17 protein-coding genes are annotated in these 20,442 nt (G+C 42.7%); 10 read left to right on the top strand and 7 right to left on the bottom strand.

The annotated features are described in order from the left end of the window. Positions 1 to 142 precede the first annotated feature (142 nt). Complete coding sequence (locus tag AC3CKG_RS24595) at positions 143 to 1,600, top strand: hypothetical protein (protein ID WP_488529564.1); 1,458 nt, start codon at positions 143 to 145, stop codon at positions 1,598 to 1,600. 211 nt (positions 1,601 to 1,811) lie between these two features. On the opposite strand, the gene AC3CKG_RS24590 is transcribed toward AC3CKG_RS24595, so the two are convergent. Then, on the bottom strand, positions 1,812 to 2,855 hold the full coding sequence (locus tag AC3CKG_RS24590; protein ID WP_488529563.1) for an endonuclease/exonuclease/phosphatase family protein: 1,044 nt from the start codon (positions 2,853 to 2,855) through the stop codon (positions 1,812 to 1,814). A 192-nt stretch (positions 2,856 to 3,047) separates the two neighbouring features. Between AC3CKG_RS24590 and bla the strand changes: the two genes are divergently transcribed. The 5 genes from bla to yejF all read left to right on the top strand — a co-directional run bounded on the left by bla (position 3,048) and on the right by yejF (position 9,867). Further along, positions 3,048 to 3,911 (top strand): class A beta-lactamase, encoded by an 864-nt coding sequence (gene bla / locus AC3CKG_RS24585; protein WP_488529562.1) that lies wholly within the window; start codon positions 3,048 to 3,050, stop codon positions 3,909 to 3,911. 252 nt (positions 3,912 to 4,163) lie between these two features. After that, the gene (locus AC3CKG_RS24580) at positions 4,164 to 6,059 is read left to right on the top strand and encodes an extracellular solute-binding protein (protein WP_488529561.1); all 1,896 of its coding nucleotides are present in this window, start codon (positions 4,164 to 4,166) and stop codon (positions 6,057 to 6,059) included. Positions 6,060 to 6,071: 12 nt separating this feature from the next. Beyond that, positions 6,072 to 7,160, top strand: coding sequence for a microcin C ABC transporter permease YejB (locus tag AC3CKG_RS24575; RefSeq protein WP_004730359.1), 1,089 nt, complete (start codon positions 6,072 to 6,074; stop codon positions 7,158 to 7,160). 31 nt (positions 7,161 to 7,191) lie between these two features. Then, entirely contained in the window at positions 7,192 to 8,214 is a 1,023-nt protein-coding gene (locus AC3CKG_RS24570) for an ABC transporter permease (protein ID WP_102268575.1), read from the top strand. Positions 8,215 to 8,223: 9 nt separating this feature from the next. Further along, positions 8,224 to 9,867 (top strand): microcin C ABC transporter ATP-binding protein YejF, encoded by a 1,644-nt coding sequence (gene yejF / locus AC3CKG_RS24565; RefSeq protein WP_488529560.1) that lies wholly within the window; start codon positions 8,224 to 8,226, stop codon positions 9,865 to 9,867. 112 nt (positions 9,868 to 9,979) lie between these two features. On the opposite strand, the gene AC3CKG_RS24560 is transcribed toward yejF, so the two are convergent. The 4 genes from AC3CKG_RS24560 to AC3CKG_RS24545 are packed head-to-tail and all read right to left on the bottom strand — an operon-like array spanning position 9,980 to position 13,871. After that, complete coding sequence (locus AC3CKG_RS24560; RefSeq protein ID WP_488529559.1) at positions 9,980 to 11,077, bottom strand: extracellular solute-binding protein; 1,098 nt, start codon at positions 11,075 to 11,077, stop codon at positions 9,980 to 9,982. Between the two features lie 15 nt (positions 11,078 to 11,092). Then, positions 11,093 to 11,938, bottom strand: a complete 846-nt coding sequence (locus tag AC3CKG_RS24555; protein ID WP_102518042.1) for an ABC transporter permease — start codon at positions 11,936 to 11,938, stop codon at positions 11,093 to 11,095. Continuing rightward, a complete protein-coding gene (locus AC3CKG_RS24550) occupies positions 11,935 to 12,804 on the bottom strand; it encodes an ABC transporter permease (protein ID WP_102299885.1) in 870 nt (289 codons plus the stop codon). Before AC3CKG_RS24550 ends, AC3CKG_RS24555 begins: the two co-directional genes overlap by 4 nt. Then, entirely contained in the window at positions 12,801 to 13,871 is a 1,071-nt protein-coding gene (locus AC3CKG_RS24545) for an ABC transporter ATP-binding protein (RefSeq protein WP_102282226.1), read from the bottom strand. Before AC3CKG_RS24545 ends, AC3CKG_RS24550 begins: the two co-directional genes overlap by 4 nt. Positions 13,872 to 14,111: 240 nt before the next feature. Between AC3CKG_RS24545 and AC3CKG_RS24540 the strand changes: the two genes are divergently transcribed. From AC3CKG_RS24540 to AC3CKG_RS24525, 4 genes are all read left to right on the top strand, one after another. Continuing rightward, positions 14,112 to 14,939 (top strand): glycerophosphodiester phosphodiesterase, encoded by an 828-nt coding sequence (locus AC3CKG_RS24540; protein ID WP_488529558.1) that lies wholly within the window; start codon positions 14,112 to 14,114, stop codon positions 14,937 to 14,939. Between the two features lie 80 nt (positions 14,940 to 15,019). After that, a complete protein-coding gene (locus tag AC3CKG_RS24535; protein WP_488529557.1) occupies positions 15,020 to 16,144 on the top strand; it encodes an ROK family protein in 1,125 nt (374 codons plus the stop codon). 21 nt (positions 16,145 to 16,165) lie between these two features. Continuing rightward, a complete protein-coding gene (locus tag AC3CKG_RS24530) occupies positions 16,166 to 16,840 on the top strand; it encodes a DUF1868 domain-containing protein (protein WP_488529556.1) in 675 nt (224 codons plus the stop codon). Between the two features lie 213 nt (positions 16,841 to 17,053). Continuing rightward, on the top strand, positions 17,054 to 17,602 hold the full coding sequence (locus AC3CKG_RS24525) for an RNA-binding S4 domain-containing protein (protein WP_102315037.1): 549 nt from the start codon (positions 17,054 to 17,056) through the stop codon (positions 17,600 to 17,602). Positions 17,603 to 17,719: 117 nt separating this feature from the next. On the opposite strand, the gene AC3CKG_RS24520 is transcribed toward AC3CKG_RS24525, so the two are convergent. Continuing rightward, the gene (locus AC3CKG_RS24520) at positions 17,720 to 19,453 is read right to left on the bottom strand and encodes a sodium:solute symporter family transporter (protein ID WP_372110366.1); all 1,734 of its coding nucleotides are present in this window, start codon (positions 19,451 to 19,453) and stop codon (positions 17,720 to 17,722) included. After that, positions 19,446 to 20,441, bottom strand: coding sequence for a nuclear transport factor 2 family protein (locus tag AC3CKG_RS24515; protein WP_102311695.1), 996 nt, complete (start codon positions 20,439 to 20,441; stop codon positions 19,446 to 19,448). Before AC3CKG_RS24515 ends, AC3CKG_RS24520 begins: the two co-directional genes overlap by 8 nt. Position 20,442 lies beyond the last annotated feature (1 nt).

Raw genomic sequence — 20,442 nt, 5'->3', positions numbered from 1 at the left:
GCTCGAAGTTTGGGGTGGTGACGTGGTGACCCAAGAAAATTAATTCAAGATTTTTAATTAAATATATAAAGCCACAAATATAAGTCAGTTAATAGCTTCCAATAGATATGAAATTATATAGCTTTGGTTTGGGAATTTTAAAATGAAAAAAATAACATTAATATTATTGGCCATGTTAATCATAACTGGGTGTGGTGATGGCAGCGGAAATTTTGAGCCCAAAGAAAAAGAGCAAGAAGAATTAAATTATGAGGTGTTAAAGGTTATACCATTAGTGTCAAACGTTAGTAAAGATAGTGTCTTTAGATCAGACAGTATGGGTTATTACAGTATGTCACAGTCAATACACAGTATTGATTCAGAAAAAATAAATATATTTGAGGGTGTTGATGGTTTTATAAATTCTATAAATGTCATTTCTGAAAGTATATTTTTATCGTCAGTTTATAGCTACGAATATGACGATAGGTTGACAAGTATGATTACCTATATTAATGACGGGAGTCACGTGACATACGAACTAGATGCAATGGACTCTTTACGAGTCGAATTCATGCAAGCTAAGCTCGTTGGTGATGTGGTTGTTATCAATACAGGCTCTGAATTTTTCTACGTAACCGCAGATGGAAAAAAATATACAATTGAGGAAGAGAATTCGCCTTATAGTTTCCATACAGATGGCAAGCACATTGCTTATTTTACGAAATATCATAAGCTTAATGTAATAACTTTGGATGGAAAAGTTAAGGTGAAAGCTGACGTAAAAGACGCGAGTATTCTTGCTGTAGATGATGGTAATGTTATTTTGGCAATGTATGATGATTTCGAATGTCATCCTATTGACTATGGAAGGCAACCAGACCTATATGGCAATTACTTTCTCGGAAATTGCGATCTTTATGATGCATCGAAGGATAAAGATAGATTTCTTTCTCAGATTTACCACATGAAGCCAATTGTGAAGTTTAATATTGATAGTGAGGAGTCTGAACCTTGGGTTTGGATTTCAGTATTTAGTGAGACTGAATCAAGTAGTATATCTTACATCAACGGTCATATATTTTTTAACGAAATAAAACAAGATATAAGAGCTCAAAATCCGGGTAAGTTTGGACTTTACAAAGAATATAGAGGAAAAAATATTCCTTTGGTTGGTATGGGAAATTTTTGTAGTGGTGTTGAAGAAACCTATATGTATGCTCCTGACCCTGTTGGAATAATAAAAGAAGACAATGGTAAAGTTTATTGTTTTGAACATTCTTACAGAGAAGTTAATGGAAAGACCCAAAAGGATCATATTAAAATCACAGTTAATTCTCTAAATGGTGACGGTGATTATGTTAATGATGGCACTAGGCGACTGGCAAGACAGATATATGAGTTAAATAAAACGCACGATGCATTTCATTTTTTGATTTCAAATGACACTGTTGCATTTCGTCATTATGAACACCGATACACATTTAACACCGAAATAAACCTTCAGAGAAGGTTTGAGTTAGATAAAGCTATACTTTTTACCGAGCCTATGCAGAAATTTCATACCATCTACTTTTATGATCATATGACTAATCGTAGTAAGAGAAAAACGCCATACTAAGATGATTGTCGAGCGTTCGGGTTAGCCGCTGAGATTGGTTGTTACTTGGTGTATGGGTTTGAAGTTTCACACTTTGCTAAACGGAAAATCGGTTTCTAAATGGGGCGTCGGTTGGCTCAACCCGTTTAGCTAAAGTGGAAAGCCGCAGTTTTAACTGCGGCTTTTTTAATGCTTATCTTTTGTGAATCAGATTGAAGATGTAATCGAATAGCTAGGCTTCACGGATATGAGCGGTGACAGCAACGATGGCATGGTCAGTACTGAATTGGTCGTGTTCAAAACTTGGGTTGATAAGGTGATGGTCGAGCACTGTGTAGCGAGAGATCTCCATCAAGCTTGATGAGTTCTGACAATCGAACTCATTGGACATCAAAATGTAGTCCAGTACAGATCCAGAAGCACCGTAGTAGTGCGTTGGTTTGCGTTGTTCGAGCAAATCTTCTTCATGCAATTGATGATAGAGATCCCAGCTGTCTTTTAAGCGGAAGTGCGATAACCAATGTCTACTCGCTTCATCTCGATTCAGTGAATAGCTCAACAGTCCTTTGAACTCATCGTGAAACAGTGGTTTGTTAAAGTCACCCATTAACACCACTGGCTGATCGGTTTGATAGCGCTGATTGGTGATGTATTGATGCAGCATCTGAGCTTCTAGACCGCGCTGCACACTCGATAGCCAAGAGCCAAGTTGTTCTTGATGAAGCTTAACCAGTGTGTCACTTTGCGGCTTTTGATCTGCTGAGCGGCTACAGGATTTTAGTTGTTCAGTTTTGGGTTCGGTAGGACGTTGCGATTTAAAGTGCACAACGTAACAATCAGTCGAGCCTAAGTGAGGAAGCGTAATGGTCGCATGAACAGGCGTTCGGTTGAATGAAAAATTGTCACTAAGATTGAAGGCTGACAGCAACTCTGAATCTGGTTTAACCGGCTGTACTTTTTCAATCGGGTAGCGAGAGGCGATACCGACGACAGGCGAGGTATACAGGTAATCATCTTCAACATGCGGGTAATCGACAACCGCAAAGTACGGATAACCTAGATCATTCATTAACTGCTCTAAAGACTGCGGGCTAAATATCTCTTGGAAGCCAATCACATCGCAATCTAATGATTTAATCGCTTCAGCCATCCAATGTTGCTTCTTCTGCCATTCCTCGAAGCTGTAGATGTTCTCAAAATCATAATAAGCATTCGGAGGTTCGAGGTAGTTCAAAAGGTTGAACGTTGAGAATGTTATTTGGTTTGGTTTGTTCAAGGTTGAATCCTATTGAAATCACTCTTTTAAGGATATCTAAAATACTGAGATATTGTTCGGATTTAGTTAGTTATTTTCATTTGATCTAGCGAAGGTTGTCGCTTTCTGCTTAGATTCTCTCAATTCGATGCTCTTTAGGTGTCGAGTTTAATTTTATATACGATCAATCGATCGTTTTTTTATGGTTTCACAATGAAAAAATATACTTCTCTCGCTCTTGTGTTGTTGAGCGTTTTCTTTTCTACGTCATCGTTGAGTCATTCCTTAGAACCTCAATCTATTGAGCAAATTGAATCTCGTGTATCGGCACGCATTGGTATTGCTGTTTATGATTCTGCAACTAAGCAAACATGGAGTTATAAGGGCGACGAACGCTTTCCGATGATGAGTACCTTTAAAACCCTAGCTTGTGCAAATCTTCTCTATGACTTTGAAAATGAAGGGTTAGATTTAGGCTTAAAGGTGGATATCGAGTCAGACGATTTGATTGTTTGGTCTCCAGTGACTAAACACTTAGTAGGCAAAGAACTTTCACTTGAAAATGCATGTACGGCAACCATGACGATGAGCGACAACACGGCAGCGAATGTCGTTTTAACTGGTGTGGGTGGTCCTAATGGCTTAACAGAGTTCCTGCGTTTAGCTGGTGACAGTAATACTCGTCTTGATCATATGGAACCAGAGTTGAACCATGCTCGACCAGGCGACGTTCGTGATACTACGACACCGAATAGTATGGTAGTTACGTTAAATGAGTTGGTATACGGAAATACGCTGTCACAAGAGTCTAAGTTGAAGTTAAAGAACTGGATGATGGGCAACAAAGTTTCTGACGGAATGCTGCGTTCTATCTTACCCAATGATTGGAGTATTGCGGACAGGTCGGGAGCGGGCGCTTATGGTTCTCGCGCTATTACAGCTATGGTTTGGAGTGAAAATCGATCTCCGTTGATCATCAGCATCTCTCTTACAGAAACTGAATTCACTATCCAAGAACGTGACAAGGTGATTAACGAAATTGGTCAACTTATCTTTGACGCGTATCTCGTGCAGTAGTTAATACCAACATCTAATCGTTAATCTTACACAATCACGCGCTAGCTACTTGTTCGGCTTTTGTTCTAGCGCGTTTTATTCTTTAGACTGAACCGAGTAATTTGTAAATAAACCGTCAGAGATGGAGTGCTGATGGTTTTATTAGTTATTACATGATGTTAGATTTGAACCTATACTTGTTTTAACGGTGTGCATTCAAAGCCGGTTAATCAAGTTGAATATCGAATTCATAACATTTGAAGGGAGAGTCAAATGGGAACAGATTTCCGAAGCAAAGCCTCGCAGCGCACTCAGTTTTTCAGGTCTAATTTGAAGTCATGTGCAGTTATGCTGCCGCTTATTGCTCTATATCCCTCCGTTACTTACGCCTCTGATACCGAATCAACTCCCGCTGTCACCGTTATTGAAACCACGCAACTGGTCGGTTTTGGTGAAGCGAAATATCCTGTCGACTTCACTCACTTCGATTACGTTAACCCTGATGCGCCAAAGCAAGGCAAGGTGACTTATGGCAGCATAGGTACGTACGATAGCTTTAATCGATTCGGCTCTCGCGGCGTTGCTGCCAGCTATACGGGTGAGATTTACGATACTTTGATGTTTTCTCCGAGTGACGAGATTGATGCGTATTATCCATTGATCGCTTCAAAGGTTCGCTACGCCAGTGATTTCACTTGGATGGAAATCGACATTAACCCAAATGCTAAATTCCAAGATGGTAAACCAATCACGGCTCACGATGTTGCCTTCACCTTTGACAAGTTTTCGAAAGAAGGTGTGCCTCAATATCGTGTGTATTACAAAGAAATCGAGTCTGTAACGGCTGTTTCTGATTCGGTTGTTCGTATTGAGATGAACAAGCCAAACCGCGAGAAGCTGTTTAGCTTTGCGCAAAGTACTCGCGTATTACCAAAACATTTCTGGAAAGATAGAAAACTGTCTGAACCTCTAAGTGAGCCACCAGTAGGCAGTGGTCCCTATAAGATCATCAGCTATAAATCGGGTCAAAGCGTTACATACGGTTTAGATGAAAATTACTGGGCTGCGGATCTACCCGTTAACGTTGGTCGTAATAACTTCAAGCAAGTGCAGTACGATTACTATCGCGATGACACGGTAATGCTGGAAGCGTTCAAAGCAGGGGAGTTCGATCTTCGAACCGAAAACTCGGCTAAGTTCTGGGCCAATTCATACACGGGCGCAAACTTCGACAAAGGCTACATTATTAAAGAAGAGATCAACCATGAGAAGCCAGAGACGACTCAAGGTTTTGTCTTCAATATTCAATCTCCTGTGTTCTCAGATCCTAAAGTTCGAGAAGCGTTAACCTACGCGATGGACTTTGAGTGGATGAATAAGAACATGTTTTATGGCCAGTACAAGCGTACTCGTAGTTACTTCCAAAACACCGACTATGAAGCGAAAGGTTTACCAAGCGAAGCTGAAGTTGAATTGTTGTCTCAATACAAAGACCAAATTCCACCGCGAGTGTTTACCGAAGAGTTCCAGCCATCAGTCACCGATGGCAGTGGCCGTATTCGTAGCCAAATGCGTACCGCTTTCAAGTTATTGAAAGAGGCCGGTTGGGTGCTAAAAGACAAAGTCATGACCAACGAAAAGACCGGCAAGCCGATGTCATTTGAGTTGCTGATTTACAGCCCAACCACAGAACGTATCGCAACACCTGTTCAAAAGAACCTGAAACGCATGGGTATCGAAATGAAGATCCGTACCATCGATACCACCCAGTACATCAAGCGCTTACGTGACCGCGATTTCGATATGGTGTCTTCGTCATTTTCTGCAAACCCTTATCCTAGCCCGAACTTAATGATTGTTTGGAACTCTAACTACATTGATTCTACTTACAATACTGCCGGTGTGATGGATCCAGTGGTTGACGCGTTAACAGAAGAAATTGCGCGTAACCAACAGGATCCTGAAAAGCTTCTTACGTTAGGTCGTTCGCTAGACCGTGTATTGCAGTGGAATTTCTACAACATCCCTCAATGGCACGTTGGTGAATATCGCGTTGCAATGTGGGACAAGTTTGAGCGTCCAGATGTATTGCCTAAATACGATTTAGGTATCGATACATGGTGGATTTCAGAAGAGAAGGCGGCATTGCTTCCTGAAAAACGTCGCTAGGAGTTAGTTAGCATGGCCGCGTATATATTTCGACGTTTACTGTTAGTGATCCCCACGCTGTGGGCGATCATCACCATCAACTTTTTCATTATCCAGATTGCTCCAGGAGGTCCGGTGGAGCAAGCCGTTGCTCAGTTAGAAGGGCATAACTCTGGAATCATGGAGCGCTTTTCTGGTGGTGGACAAGAAGTTGATTTAAGTGAAAGTGACCAAGCTTCTGCCAGTGGCTATAAAGGCTCTCGCGGACTTGATCCTGAAGTGGTTGAAGAGATCAAAAAGCAGTTTGGTTTTGATAAGCCGATTCATGTTCGCTACTTCGACATGTTGAAAAATTACGCGACCTTTAACTTTGGTGAAAGCCTGTTTAAGGGCGGTAACGTGATTGATTTAATCATCGAGCGTTTACCTGTCTCCATTTCCTTAGGGTTGTGGAGCACGTTGATCATCTATGTGATTTCAATACCCTTAGGCATCATGAAGGCGATACATCATGGTTCTCGCTTCGATATTTGGTCGAGTGCGGTCGTGATTGTTGGCTATGCCGTTCCGGGCTTCTTGTTTGCGATTATCCTGATTATTTTGTTCGCGAGTGGTAACTACTTCAGTTGGTTCCCATTGCGTGGCTTGGTATCGAGTAACTTTGATCAGCTTAATTGGTATCAGCAAATTGGCGACTATTTCTGGCACTTAGCATTGCCTATTTTTGCGATGGTCATCGGCGGCTTTGCCACACTGAGCATGCTGACCAAAAACTCCTTCCTTGATGAGATCAATAAGCAATATGTGGTGACCGCGAGAGCGAAAGGCTTGGACGAGAGCAGTATTCTCTACAAGCACGTTTTCCGTAACGCCATGCTGATCATTATTGCGGGCTTCCCAAGCGCATTTATTAGTATTTTCTTCACGGGTTCTATGTTGATTGAAGTGATGTTTTCACTCGAAGGCATCGGTTTGCTTGGCTTTGAATCGACCATTCAACGAGATTATCCCGTGGTGTTCAGCTCTCTCTATATCATGACCTTGCTTGGCTTGGTGCTGAGCATTATCTCCGACCTAACGTATACCTGGGTTGATCCTCGAATTGATTTTGAAGCGCGTTAATGGCGAACGAATAACAAGGTATTGATAATAAATGTTTAACAACCCTTTAGCAGAAGCTCGTTGGTTACGTTTTAAAGCAAACAAACGTGGTTTTATATCCCTTTGGATATTTACCATCTTGTTTGGCTTGAGCCTGTTCGCTGAGATCATTGCCAACGATAAGCCATTATTGGTTTCTTATGATAATCAGTGGTTTGTGCCTGTTCTCAATGAATATGCCGAAACAGAATTTGGTGGCGAGTTTGAAACCGAAGCCGACTACAAAGACCCATATGTTATCGAACTCATTGAAGACAGCGGATACATTGTGTGGCCAATCATTCCGTTTAGCTACGACACGATAAACTTCGATATTTCCGGCGCGGTGCCATCGGAACCCGATTCGGTGAACTGGCTAGGAACCGATGATAAAGGGCGAGATGTATTAGCTCGTATCATTTATGGCTTCCGTATTTCGGTTCTGTTTGGTTTTATTCTGACGATAGTATCGAGTGTGGTCGGTGTCGTAGTCGGAGCGACACAAGGTTACTACGGTGGTTGGGTCGACTTGTTCGGGCAGCGCTTCATTGAAGTTTGGTCTGGCATGCCGACTCTGTTCTTGCTGATTATCCTTTCCAGTTTTATCGAACCTAATTTCTGGTGGTTGCTCGGAATTATGGTGCTGTTCAGTTGGATGAGTTTAGTCGGCATCGTGCGAGCAGAATTCTTACGCTGCCGAAACTTCGATTATGTGCGCGCCGCGCAAGCCATGGGTGTTGACGACAAACGCATTATGCTTCGTCACATGCTACCCAACGCGATGGTTGCTTCGTTAACCATGATGCCGTTTATTCTTTCTGGATCAGTCACCACATTAACGTCGTTAGATTTCTTAGGCTTTGGTCTTCCTGCGGGTTCGCCTTCATTAGGTGAGCTATTGGCGCAAGGTAAAGCTAACTTGCAAGCGCCTTGGCTTGGTATTTCTGCCTTCGTCGTGCTTTCACTGATGCTTACGTTACTTGTCTTCGTTGGTGAAGCGGTACGTGATGCCTTCGACCCACATCAACAGAAGTAAGGATAAGTTATGACTTCAAATACAGCTCCTACTTCAGGGTCAACAGCAGAGGCTTCTAATGTATCTCCAGTTCTGACCATAGATGAATTGTCTGTCGGTTTCGGGCGTAAAGACTCGATAGAACAAGTGACGCAAGATGTCTCGTTGGAGATATACAAAGGTGAGACACTCGCGCTGGTGGGCGAGAGTGGCTCCGGTAAATCGGTTACAGCTAACTCGATTCTAAAACTTTTGCCTAAAGGTTCGTCGCACTACTTAAACGGTAAGATTAACTTCTCTGGTACCGATATCCTGAGTTGTTCTGAAAGACAGCTGCGCGGGATTCGTGGTGGCCGTATTGGAATGATCTTCCAAGAGCCTATGGTTTCGCTTAATCCACTTCATCGAGTCGGCAAGCAACTGGTTGAAACTCTTTCTATTCACCGAGGAATGCGAACCAATAAAGCGCAAGCCTTGGCGATAGAGTGGCTTTCAAAGGTTGGCATTCGATACCCAGAGCAAAAGATTTCAGCCTACCCGCATGAGTTGTCTGGTGGAGAGCGTCAACGCGTGATGATCGCAATGGCACTAATCAACGAACCTGAGCTACTTATCGCTGATGAACCCACGACAGCATTGGATGTATCGGTACAAGCGCAGATTTTGGATTTGTTGAAAGACCTGCAACAAGAACTCGGTATGGCGATGCTCTTTATCACTCATGATTTGAGTATCGTTCGTAAAATTGCTGACAGAGTGGCGGTAATGAAAGATGGCCGCTTAGTTGAAAGCAATGACTGTAAAACACTCTTCAACGCGCCTGCGCACCCTTACACACAAAAGCTTATCAACTCTGACCCTAAAGGCTTGCCCGTTCCAGTTTCTCCGCAAAGTGAACCTCTGCTCAACGTCGACCAACTGCGTGTTTGGTTCCCAATTACGGGAGGCTTATTCAAGCGGACTATTTCGCATGTTAAAGCAGTCACCGACATGGAGTTCAGCTTGAAAAAGGGGCACTCAATCGGTCTAGTTGGAGAGAGTGGCTCTGGTAAATCAACAACTGGTATGGCGATATTGAAGTTGGTGGAGAGTGAAGGTTCAATTACCTACGCTGACGAACAAATTCAAGGCTTAAACCGTCAACAGATGCTACCGTTTCGAAGCCGTATGCAAGTGGTCTTTCAAGACCCATTCTCGGCGTTGAATCCAAGAATGTCAGTCGCTCAAGTGATTGGCGAGGGTTTGTTAGTGCATCAACAATTGGATGAGAACGAGCTTGACCAACGCATCTGCGACGTAATGAAAGAGGTCGACCTAGACCCAGAAACTCGTCACCGTTACCCAAATGAGTTCTCTGGCGGCCAAAGGCAGCGTATCGCGATTGCTCGTGCTTTGATTCTGAAGCCAGAGTTTATCTTGCTAGATGAACCAACATCGTCACTCGACAGAACCGTTCAAGCGCAGGTGCTGGATTTGCTGAAGTCACTTCAAGAAAAGTATGGTCTGACTTATCTCTTTATCAGTCATGATTTGAATGTCGTGAAATCCTTGTGTCATTACACTATTGTCATGAAAGCAGGCGAGGTGATTGAGAAAGGCGATACGGAAACTTTATTCGGCAATCCCCAGCATGAATATACGCAGCAGTTAGTTTCGCTATCTAACATAAACTGACTTTATTCATGTTTGTACAATGCCTAATAAAAAAGAACGATACTTAGCGTATCGTTCTTTTTTAGTTTTAATTACTGGTAAAGGCTAAGGCATTGCATCGAAATATCTAAATTTAACGCATTAGTACATTACGAGTGAATTGCTTCTTCAGATAAGCACTGTACTCAGAGTTAAACGGTTCGGTTGAGTTGTTGCGCATATCTTGTGAGATCAGCGCCTTAGAAGAGTCTGCATCTGGGTGTTGTGGCGCAGTGCCAAACTCAGCGTTCAATGCCGTTTGTGTGTCTGCTGACGTCAACCAGTTGATAAAGACGAGTGATGCGGCTTGATGCTGGCTGTTTTTCGCTACAGTGACAAAGTTACCACCGCCAGACATGCCAAATTCAGGGATATAGAACTTAATGCGATCTGTGATTGCGCCTCGTTTCTGTAAACCAGCTAAGTGGTCTTCCCATGCCGGTGCTAATGTAATTTCACCGTCATTAATACGAGTTAGGCTATCTGCGTTGGATGCTGTGATAAGCATGTCTTCTTCGTTAGCTTCAAACCAATCCCAAGTTTGAGCCCAAGATTTCACGACTTTTTTATCTAGTTTGTTCGTCATGTCAAAATCACCCGATACGTGACGGATGCTGGATTCGATAAAGCGCTGACCTGCACCACCACCGTTTGGATCGTTCACACCAAATGCCATTGGGTTGCTTTTGATGTAGCTTTCCATCTCTTCAAAGGTCTGTGGTAAATCAGACTCTTTGATACGGCTAGGATCGTAAGCTAGACCGGTTTGGTTACCCCAGAACGTGACGCCATAGCCTTTAGAGTTAATCCCTTCTGCCGCCTGGTTCAGCTTTTGAATTTCTGGAAGCTTATTTAAGCTTAACAGCGTGTTTTCTAGTTTGAATGTGTTCAACGCTGTTGGGCCAAGTGCTACGACATCCATTGAGCCTTTATCACGACGGCTTTCAGCTTGAAGCTTGTTACGGTTACCATCGTGAGTACCTTCTGGGATACGAACTTTAATGCCAGTCTCTTCTTCAAAGCTTTTGACGAACTTTCTCCAACCTGGTTGTAGGTACCATACAGAGAAAGTCACCGAGCCTTCTTCTTTTGCCTTAGATTCAATTTCATCCCACGTCATTGTATTCACATCGTATGCAAAACTAGAAAATGCTGTGGTGCTAAGTAGTGCTGCTAGTAGAGTTTTTTTCATTGTATCCTCACGAAATTAAGCTTTACCCGTCGATTGAGACAAGTAATTTCCTTTCAATAAACGTTCAATTAGTAACATTAGTAGTACATTTGGAATGACTAGAATCAGTGATACAACGGCAGCATCAGGTCTGATAAATGAGTAACCCAAAAACGAATATAAGATTGTTGGAACGGTAATAAAGTCAGGGGCACCCAGTACGTAAGACATGTTGAACTCCTCAATACTGATTACCAAGCAGAAGATTGATGATGCAAGTAAGCTTGGTTTTAGCATCGGCAAGAATGCGTGTTTGAAAGTACCAATTTTACCAGCTCCCATGTCTGAACAGGCATCAATCAAATCTTGTGGAATGGCTTTAAAGCCTGCTGACAAAATACGAATTGCGTAAGGCAGAGCCAGTACTGTATGCGCAATGACAATGTTTACGTATGGATCGGTTAGACCCAGCTCAAGGAGCATCGCACTAAAAAAGACCGCTAAAATCATAGAAGGCATAACCATAGGCAGTAGTGACACCATCTCGGCCAACTTTTTACCGCGAAACTCCATACGTCCAAATGCGTACGCGGTCGGCATCGCTAGAGTTATGGTTAAGATAGCAACGGCAGGAGCAACAGAGTAACTGTTACGTAGGGCTTCTGGTAGAGAGGTGGTTTCCCATACTTCTATCCAACGTCCAAACGATAAAACTTGCGGAAGTAGGTCTGGGTAGCTCCATGGGTGGTTTGGATCTACTAGAGACCAAATGATAGCCATAGCAAATGGCACACCGAGCCAAAGCAAATTCACTAGTATAAAGAAGCTAATCGAGATCAACATGACCCATTGGGTGTTCGTTAAGTTGCGCAGGCGACTCATGATGCTTTCTCCATATCCACAACAACGCTTTTACGTGTAGCAAATGGTTGAGTAAGTAAAGTCAGGACAACGGCAGACAAACCGGCAAGTATCATGATCACCATGGCAATGACTGCGGAGTTTTCCCATTCGTAGTATTGGGTTGCAGTAATGTTCATTAACATAGCCAGTGAGTAGCTACTACGTGAACCTGCTACGGAAGCAAACGAGAAATCACCAAGTGCGCCAATGAAAATCAGAATAGATGCAGCTTGTAGTGCTGGAATTGTTAACGGAAAAATCACCTGACAGAATCTTGCCCAACGAGTGGCACCAAGGTCTAGAGCTGCATCCATTAGATCGCCACGGATACTGGCAATTGAGCCGCTGATCAGGATTAGGGCAAAGGGTAAGTTTTTCCAAACTTGCAATACCACAATACTCCAACCGAACTTGTCGTTGGATAGACGCATCGGCTTATCAATAATGCCGAGAGCTAGTAATGACTCGTTGAAAATACCGTGGTAAGCGATCACGTTCATAAGTAGAAACGCTGCGACCAATCCTGGAACAAACATAGGGGCACGAAGTACACCAATAATGGCAGGCTTACCAGGCATTGGTTTGTGTAGCCAAAGTGCAATAGGGTAGGCTAGCATGACTGCGCCTAATGTACCGAGCACTGAAGTTCTTAATGAGTAAGCCACTGAGCGCCATAAAATTGGGTCGCTAAGAGTTGTTTGCCAGTATTCTAGTGTCCCGTTGGTTTCTCCCATGACACTAAAGAGTCCAAAGCTCTGCGCGATTACTACGTACAAAGCACTTCCCATGAGTAAGGTGATAGTGCCGACCCCAGGAATGAGCAGTAAATAGGGCTTTATATTCATCCATTCACTCCCTCTAAGAAGCGCATGCCAAATTCAGGCAGTTTTACATGAATGATTTCACCTGGTTCTGCTGATACTCTTCCGCCTAGTTGAAGGCGAATTCTTTGCTTTGTATCTGTTCCAACAAAACCAAATACATCTAAATTATTTCCTTGGAAAGCTGACGATTCAACAGTCACGTCAAAGCTGTTGGCTTCACCCTTTTTACAAATTCCTGCATCTTCAGGGCGCCAGCAAACAAAAACTTCATTGGCTTGTGGTTTTTCTGATGATTCAACGACAAATTCACCCATGTTACAACTCACGCGGTATTGGTTGTTTTCCGAAGTTTGTTCTACATAGGCTTGATGAATATTGGCAGCACCGATGAAGTCGGCAACAAAGCGGTTAGCTGGGCGGTAATAGATATCTTCAGGTGTACCTATCTGTTCTATGTTGCCACCATTAAGCACTACAATCCGGTCACTCATCGCTAGCGCTTCAGCTTGGTCGTGTGTGACATAGATAGACGTTAGGCTGTGTTGGCGTTGCAGTTCTTTAATTTCGAAACGTACACCTTCACGCATTTTTGCATCAAGGTTAGATAAAGGTTCATCAAAAAGAATGATGTCAGGGCGAGTTACCATGGCACGAGCCAATGCGACACGCTGTTGTTGACCTCCTGATAACTGTGCTGGCAATTTGTCTTTGTGCTCAACCAAACCAACCTGAGATAAAATCTCAGCTAAGCGGCGTTTTTGCTCGTTCTTGTCGATCTTCTGCTGAACCATACCGAAGCAGATATTGTGAGAAACACTTAAATGTGGGAACAAAGCATAAGATTGAAAACACATTGCTGTTTCACGTTTCTCTGGAGGGATTTGATTAACAACGCGGTCGTTCATCAAAATTTCACCGGATGTTGGTGTTTGAAATCCTCCAATCATTTTCAGCAATGTTGTTTTACCACAACCACTTGGGCCAAGTAGCGTGACAAACTCGCCTTGTTCTACAGAGAATGAGATCTCTTTTGATGCGTAAAAATCACCATAAGTTTTCGTGACAGAACGAAGTTCCAAAATTGCCATGATTAACCTTTTTTAAAAAGTTTAAATTTCCAGATAGATTATTTGTAGTTTATTTCAGTTTTATTATCGATCGAGTATTTTCGCGTAAAAATCATTCATCGATCACGGAAAGTTTAATAAGTAATTGTTTTAAATGGTTTTTTATTTTCGGGTTTTGTAGGCGCTTCTTCGTTGACAGTAAGCGTAATATTTCGCTATTCTAGATTAAACTTTTTTAAGTAGTTTAATTGATGGTGTTTTATGTTCAGTTTTGATGTGGCAAAAAAAGGACAGGTTCTAGTAAATAGCCATCGAGGCGATTGCATTCGTTGCCCTGAAAATACCATGCCTGCTTTTATTAGCGCTGTTGAGAGAAATACCAGCTGTATTGAAATTGATATCGCGATGACAGACGATGAAGAGCTGGTGGTGATTCATGATCCAAGCGTTAACCGTACTTCTGATGGGAGCGGTTATGTTGAGCAAATGACGTTGGCAGAATTAGAAGCGTTGGATTTCGGTGGTTGGTTCCATTCGTCATTTGAAAAGACTTCAATTCCCAAGTTTAGTGAAGTACTTGAGTGGGCAATTGAACATGGTGTTGGGCTGATTGTTGAAGCGAAACAAAGGCGCAATCACCATCGCTTTGCAGAAAAGCTTACGGTATTAATTGAACAAACTCCGAATGCACTAGATCACATCCAATTGTTGGGATTTGATCATACGTTAGTTAACCTTGTGAAAGAGTGTGTACCAAGCATTCAGCTACAAGTGGTGACGCTTGCTCGCTACCAAAATCAATTAAATGCCGTATTGGAATCGAATGCTTCTGCTGTGTGTGTGGAATACCCTTATACAACGCGAAGTGTACTCGAAGGTTATAAAAGCTCAGGTTTAACCACACGTCTGTATTTGCCAAACAAAGACAAAAATATGAAACCAACTCAATGGTTTAATCAATATTATGGCTACGACGTACATAGTGAAATTATTCAATGGTTGAGCGAAGGCCTCATTGATATGATTAGCCACGACGATATTGATATGTTGAAAGAGCTAGTACACGAAGCCGGTATGGAAGCGATTTAAATCCGACTTTGTTATTGATGAACCCATCATGCGACACCGCCTAATAAATTGATTGAACCATAAATAGAGAACAACTGAACATGTTAACTCCGATAAAACCATTACAACTAGAATTGACTCCAGGACAGAAGAAATTACTGGCGGTTTGTCGACAGCATAGCTCGGTACCACGCGCAAAAATTGTTGAAAAAACAGGTTTGCGTAGTGGCTCTGTGACCAGTATTTCTAAAGAGTTACTGGCAATGAACATGATTAAAGAAGGACCAAGAGAAAAAGTTGGTCGTGGCCAGCCCATCATTCCGTTGCAGTTGAACCCATACGCAGCATTTTCATTTGGTATCGCTTTCCATATTCACCGAATTGAAGTCGCTTTGGCAAACTTCTGCGGTGAAGTGATTGATACTGAAACCATCGATTACGCCGAAGATGCGCCAATTATAGATGTACTTAAGAACATTAAGGCTCAAATAGACGTATTGGTTGATAAACATAAAATCCAAAATGCACGCATCTTGGGGATTGGTGTTTCTATGCCTGGGCCTTCTGAAGGTGATGGTAAGTCGATTCGTACTATTATTCAGATGGGACATTGGCGAGGGGTCGATTTAGCAAGCATCTTTGGTGACGTATTTGAATGGCCAGTCTGGATCGATAATGACTGTAATGTTGCTGTTGTAGGTGAGTTTTATTCTGGTCAGTGGCCAGAAGTAAAAAACATGGTGCTGTTTGAGTTAGGTCATGGTGTGGGGGGCGGTGTGATCATCAACCGTAAACTTTACCGAGGCAGTCGGCATAATGCGGGTGAAATCGGCACATACTTCAACCTGCTTGGCGAAGAAAATAAGCCCACTATTCGTGGCTTATTGGATCAACTGGCGGCATCAGGACTGGAAGTGGATGGTCCTGAAGATATTCCGGGGTTAGATAACCCTGTGGTATCAAAATGGGTGCGTTTTGCCGCTGCTCAGCTTAAGCCTATGTTAGTTGTCACTTTAGGTTGGTTCGACCCAGATTGTATAGTAATTGGTGGTTCTTGCCCTCAACATATCAGCCAAGCCGTTATTGATGAAGTCGCATTAGACAAGGTTTGGGAAGAAGCTGAACGCTCATATGCAATGGCTCAATTCTCTCCTTCAAAAATTGGATCGTCGCTAAATACCTATGGGGCATGCATGTTCCCAGTATTTCGCACGCTAGGTATTTAATAAAAACATCGGATAATTGTTATGAAATATGCACCAAGTGTGGGTGTGAAGTTCCATGAAGATGGAAGCGTAAGAACATTCCCTGGCAATACTTTTATTTGTCACCTTGATCAATCGTTGCCTTTAATTGACGAATTACGTTGGGCGCAAGACCAACTTAAGTCGATGAATTGTGGTGATAAATTTTCTTTCTTGCCGATTTCAAGTATGCACATGACGGTATTTGAAGGGGTTTGCGATCAAATTCGTGAAGCGCATAAGTGGACATCGAAGCTAGACCTAACCGCCGATCTTTCGGAAACAACCGACTTGTTCGCGACTGAAGCAAGCCAAGTAGGTGCGCAAGGCGGTTTTGAAATGATGTATGACTACGTTTACAACTGCCCGATTGGCGGTACTGCGATTCGTATTAAACCGGCTAACGATCAGTCTACTCAAGCTCTGAAGCAGTGTCGTGAAGCGCTAAAAGCCGCCACAGGTATTAACGTACCTGATTTCGATGACTATCACTTTCATATTACCTTGAGCTATCGCGTTATAGAGTTGGAAGAACAAGATAAGATTGAATTACAACAAACTGCGAAGCGTATTGGTGAGCGTCTAGCTCAATCGTTTGGCTCTTTGACGCATGGCCCTGTGGAGTTTTGTACCTTCCAAGATATGTTTAAATTTACTCCTGTTATCAGTCTATCTTAGTTTTAGGTTTATATGATCCCTAAGATCATTATCTGATTTGAGCTCATACGCTGTCGATATTGCGCATGAGCTTTTTTGTTTTTGAGTGTAATTGGTGGGCTGAAAGCAATTACAATATAAGACTGTATACATTAATCGGGCATGGTCATTTACTTGTTTTAAGATTACACTGCGCCCAATATTTCAGAAGTACATATTTAGGTAGAGGTCACCATGGACCAAGAACATTACGAAGACGCTGATTACGAAGGCCAAGAGCTTGGCGAAGAAGGCGAAGAGATTGAGATTGAAGCCATTGGTATTGATGTTTCATCACAGCCAATCGAACTCTACAAAGTGTTTAAAATTGCTAACTTAGTGAGTGGTGGCGGTGAAGCTAAACACATTATCTCTGAAGGCTACGTAGCGGTAAATGGTGAGCTGGAAACGCGTAAGCGTCGTAAAATGTACGATGGCGACTTCTTTGAATTCAACCAAGAATACTATGTAGTGGTATGTGATCAGCCAGTACAAGAAGAATCAGACAAGCCGAAAAAGAAAGAAGCGCCTAAAAAAGATAACAAGGCGAAGAAAGGTCAGTCTAAAAAGGATTCTAAGAAGAAAGAATCTAAGAAAAGCAAAGCAGAAATGCTAAGCGCAACGGCTGAACCGAAGAAAGAGAAAAAAGAGAAGAAGAAAGAAAACAAACCGAAAAAGAAAGCGGATACGCCTAAGCCACAACGTGACGACAAAAGTGGCCGTAACTCGATTGAATTCTTCTAACGTTGTTCTTTTAAGACTGAAGCAACGTTAAACCTCGGTTTTGCGTTGAATAGACATAAAAAGGCTCACTATCTAGTGAGCCTTTTTTGTTGGAGCTAGTTTAATTTGAGGATAACTCTAGCTGGTTTGTTCTACTTCATTTGACGTCTTAGATCGCTTGAATGAGTAAATCATATAACCTATGACACTTGCCGCAACAATGACAGAGCAGATACGGATAAAGTTAATCAACATCGGTGCATTCTCAATGAACTCGTTAATCCCCCACAGTAGAACGAGCGAGAATACAAACATCACGAGTAATCCCCAACAAGGTGCATCGACTTTACCCGGAACAACATACCAACCGTCTTCTTTGATCGGTTTGTTCAAACGCGTGTACTCTGCTTGTTGACCTTTGATTGTGTAGAGGTGCATTTTTGTCTGTTTTCCGGTTAGCAGTAAGCTTGCTGCGTACGCGACAATAGCATTAACTAAGACCCCGATAACACAGTACCAAGGCCAAGCAATATCAGTCGCTACCGCTACATACCAAATCGCCACGAAGCCCGCAGCGACACCAATTAATAGTCCCTTTTCTGTAATATGTTTAGAGTAGAAGCCAAGAACGAACATACAGAAGTTTGCACCCACAAAATATGAACCCGCTTTACTTAATATTTCTAAAACTGAGCCGGTGCTGGTCGCAAACATGAAGGCTGGAATGATAATACATAACGCCCACATAACCGTGAAGAAACGCGATGCTTTGAGGTAATGTTCCTCTGACTCATTTTTCTTATAAAAGCGTTTATAGAAGTCAGTCACAGAGACGGTAGCCATAGAGTTAAAGGCGGAATCTAGGCTTGACATACTTGCTGCAAGAATAGCCGCAGCGATAATCCCCATCAGCCCTGGCATACCATATTCGCTAGCATAGTGCAGGATAATGGTGTTGCCATTTTCAAACTCTTTACCATCGTAATAAGCGTTGAATAACACGCCTAATAGAATGAATACGAAGTAGATGAAGAAAGCAACATAACCCATCATTAGCATCGCTTTTTTCGCATCACCCATACTTTTAGCCGCCATACAGCGTTGAACCATCATTTGGTTACCGCCATACACAGTAGTGTGGAACATCGTCATTGCGATAACGCCAGCCCATACCGTGGTAACTTGGCTTAAATCTAAATTAGTTTGTAATGCATTCGTCATGCCTTGTGACTTTAGATCTTGCATCACTTCGGTCATTGGTTGTGGCATGCCATTCCAAACGGCTTCGATAATGATGAATGCCCCAAGAAACAAAATGACCGCTTGAATGACATCTGTCCAAATAACGGCGGCAATTCCCCCCATTACGGTATAGATCAGCGCGATAACAGTGACAATGACGATGCAGTAAGTAACATCGATACCGGTAATGAACTCGAGGATTAATGAGGTCGCATACAAGACCGCTGCTGAGCTTATCGCCTGTTTAATTAAGAAAATCAAAGACAGAGTGATACGCGAGGCTTTACCAAAGCGTCGTTCTTGATATTCATAAATTGAAGTGAGGCCGTTGTTGTAGAAAAACGGCATAAACACAGCAACGATAAAGAAAATCACCAAAGGGTAGTTTAGGTGGATAGCGATCACCGACAAGCCTTCTTTATAAGACCAAGCCGGCCCACCCAAGAAAGACATTGCACTAACATAGGTACACACAACGGAAATACCGATGGCCCACCATGGAATATTTCTATCGCCTAATGCAAATTGGTTAGCGGAAGTAACACGTCTACCAACTAGTGCACCCATAACTAAAGTAAGGACGATATAAGTACCGAGAATTGTCCAGTTTAAAGCTCCAAACTCATACATGCTCACGTCCTTTTAATTGTTCTTCCATTTGCTCAAACAGATCGTAACCAAGCTGTTTCAATATGTGTGCTATATCGATAGCGACCCAGTTTTCTTTGAGTAATTCGCCTTCTCGTCGCCAGATATCCATAACGCGAAGCTCGATGTGCTTGCCTGTAGGTGCTAATCCTAACCAGCCACTGGTGCCAGTATGCGTACCGTGCATGTGTGGCCAACCACCTGTGGATACGTAGTCATTTTTGGACAAAATATTGAGCTCTATATCGACACTTCGATCAGGGAAGGCAAATACAAACGGTCCTTGATGGTGGTCTCGGAAACCTTGGATACCACGTGTCGTACCGATCGCAGCAGGTCCGTACCACATAAAGTCGTCATGCCAGTAGTTTTCTAGATCCATTGAATCAAGACGCTTGCCGTCAAATCGACCCAAGCAAGCCAGCATGTCTAGTACTAGCTTTTGGCTTTTCTCACTCTCTTCCGCTGCGATGCTACCTGTCTGTATTCCGTCTTGAGTTGCTGGGGTAGGGATTAATCCAGTATGACCTAGGCTTTTGCGTAACGGATTAACGCCAGCTTGGCTCATTGCATCAATAAAATCAGGGATTAGATAGGATTCAATAATTTGACCATCTTGGGTGCAAACCATTTCGGTGTAGCGCAAGTAGAGCGTTTTACCTGTTGCTGGAATACCAAATAACGGTTGTGCAAATGTGCCGACAAAATAACCCGTAGAGTTTACCCAAGTGCGGCCTTCGTATTCACCTTGCATAATGATTGAAGGGCGTCGTTCAACATCAGGTAGCGAGTTTATTAGCGGTAATAGAAACGCTTGCTCAGTCTCATCGACACCAGAGACGTCGTTAATCGGATGAGCGACACACCATTTAACGTCAGCATTTAGCATCTCGTGGGCGACTTGAGTCCGTTCTGAAGAGTGAGCGTTAAAATAGGTTTTGTAGAAATTTTCTATCAAGCTGTTCAACATA

Source organism: Vibrio sp. QJM3NY_15 (assembly GCF_057785995.1).
The sequence above is the reverse complement of the archived record's forward strand: the minus strand, read 5'-3'. Positions and strand labels throughout refer to the sequence as shown.

Coding starts and splice junctions, on each gene's coding strand:
- AC3CKG_RS24575 (WP_004730359.1), top strand. CDS start 6,072: ATGGCCGCGTATATATTTCGACGTTTACTGTTAGTGATCCCCACGCTG.
- AC3CKG_RS24560 (WP_488529559.1), bottom strand. CDS start 11,077: ATGAAAAAAACTCTACTAGCAGCACTACTTAGCACCACAGCATTTTCT.
- AC3CKG_RS24570 (WP_102268575.1), top strand. CDS start 7,192: ATGTTTAACAACCCTTTAGCAGAAGCTCGTTGGTTACGTTTTAAAGCA.
- AC3CKG_RS24550 (WP_102299885.1), bottom strand. CDS start 12,804: ATGAATATAAAGCCCTATTTACTGCTCATTCCTGGGGTCGGCACTATC.
- AC3CKG_RS24520 (WP_372110366.1), bottom strand. CDS start 19,453: ATGTATGAGTTTGGAGCTTTAAACTGGACAATTCTCGGTACTTATATC.
- bla (WP_488529562.1), top strand. CDS start 3,048: ATGAAAAAATATACTTCTCTCGCTCTTGTGTTGTTGAGCGTTTTCTTT.
- AC3CKG_RS24515 (WP_102311695.1), bottom strand. CDS start 20,441: ATGTTGAACAGCTTGATAGAAAATTTCTACAAAACCTATTTTAACGCT.
- yejF (WP_488529560.1), top strand. CDS start 8,224: ATGACTTCAAATACAGCTCCTACTTCAGGGTCAACAGCAGAGGCTTCT.
- AC3CKG_RS24580 (WP_488529561.1), top strand. CDS start 4,164: ATGGGAACAGATTTCCGAAGCAAAGCCTCGCAGCGCACTCAGTTTTTC.
- AC3CKG_RS24595 (WP_488529564.1), top strand. CDS start 143: ATGAAAAAAATAACATTAATATTATTGGCCATGTTAATCATAACTGGG.
- AC3CKG_RS24555 (WP_102518042.1), bottom strand. CDS start 11,938: ATGAGTCGCCTGCGCAACTTAACGAACACCCAATGGGTCATGTTGATC.
- AC3CKG_RS24525 (WP_102315037.1), top strand. CDS start 17,054: ATGGACCAAGAACATTACGAAGACGCTGATTACGAAGGCCAAGAGCTT.
- AC3CKG_RS24545 (WP_102282226.1), bottom strand. CDS start 13,871: ATGGCAATTTTGGAACTTCGTTCTGTCACGAAAACTTATGGTGATTTT.
- AC3CKG_RS24530 (WP_488529556.1), top strand. CDS start 16,166: ATGAAATATGCACCAAGTGTGGGTGTGAAGTTCCATGAAGATGGAAGC.
- AC3CKG_RS24540 (WP_488529558.1), top strand. CDS start 14,112: ATGTTCAGTTTTGATGTGGCAAAAAAAGGACAGGTTCTAGTAAATAGC.
- AC3CKG_RS24535 (WP_488529557.1), top strand. CDS start 15,020: ATGTTAACTCCGATAAAACCATTACAACTAGAATTGACTCCAGGACAG.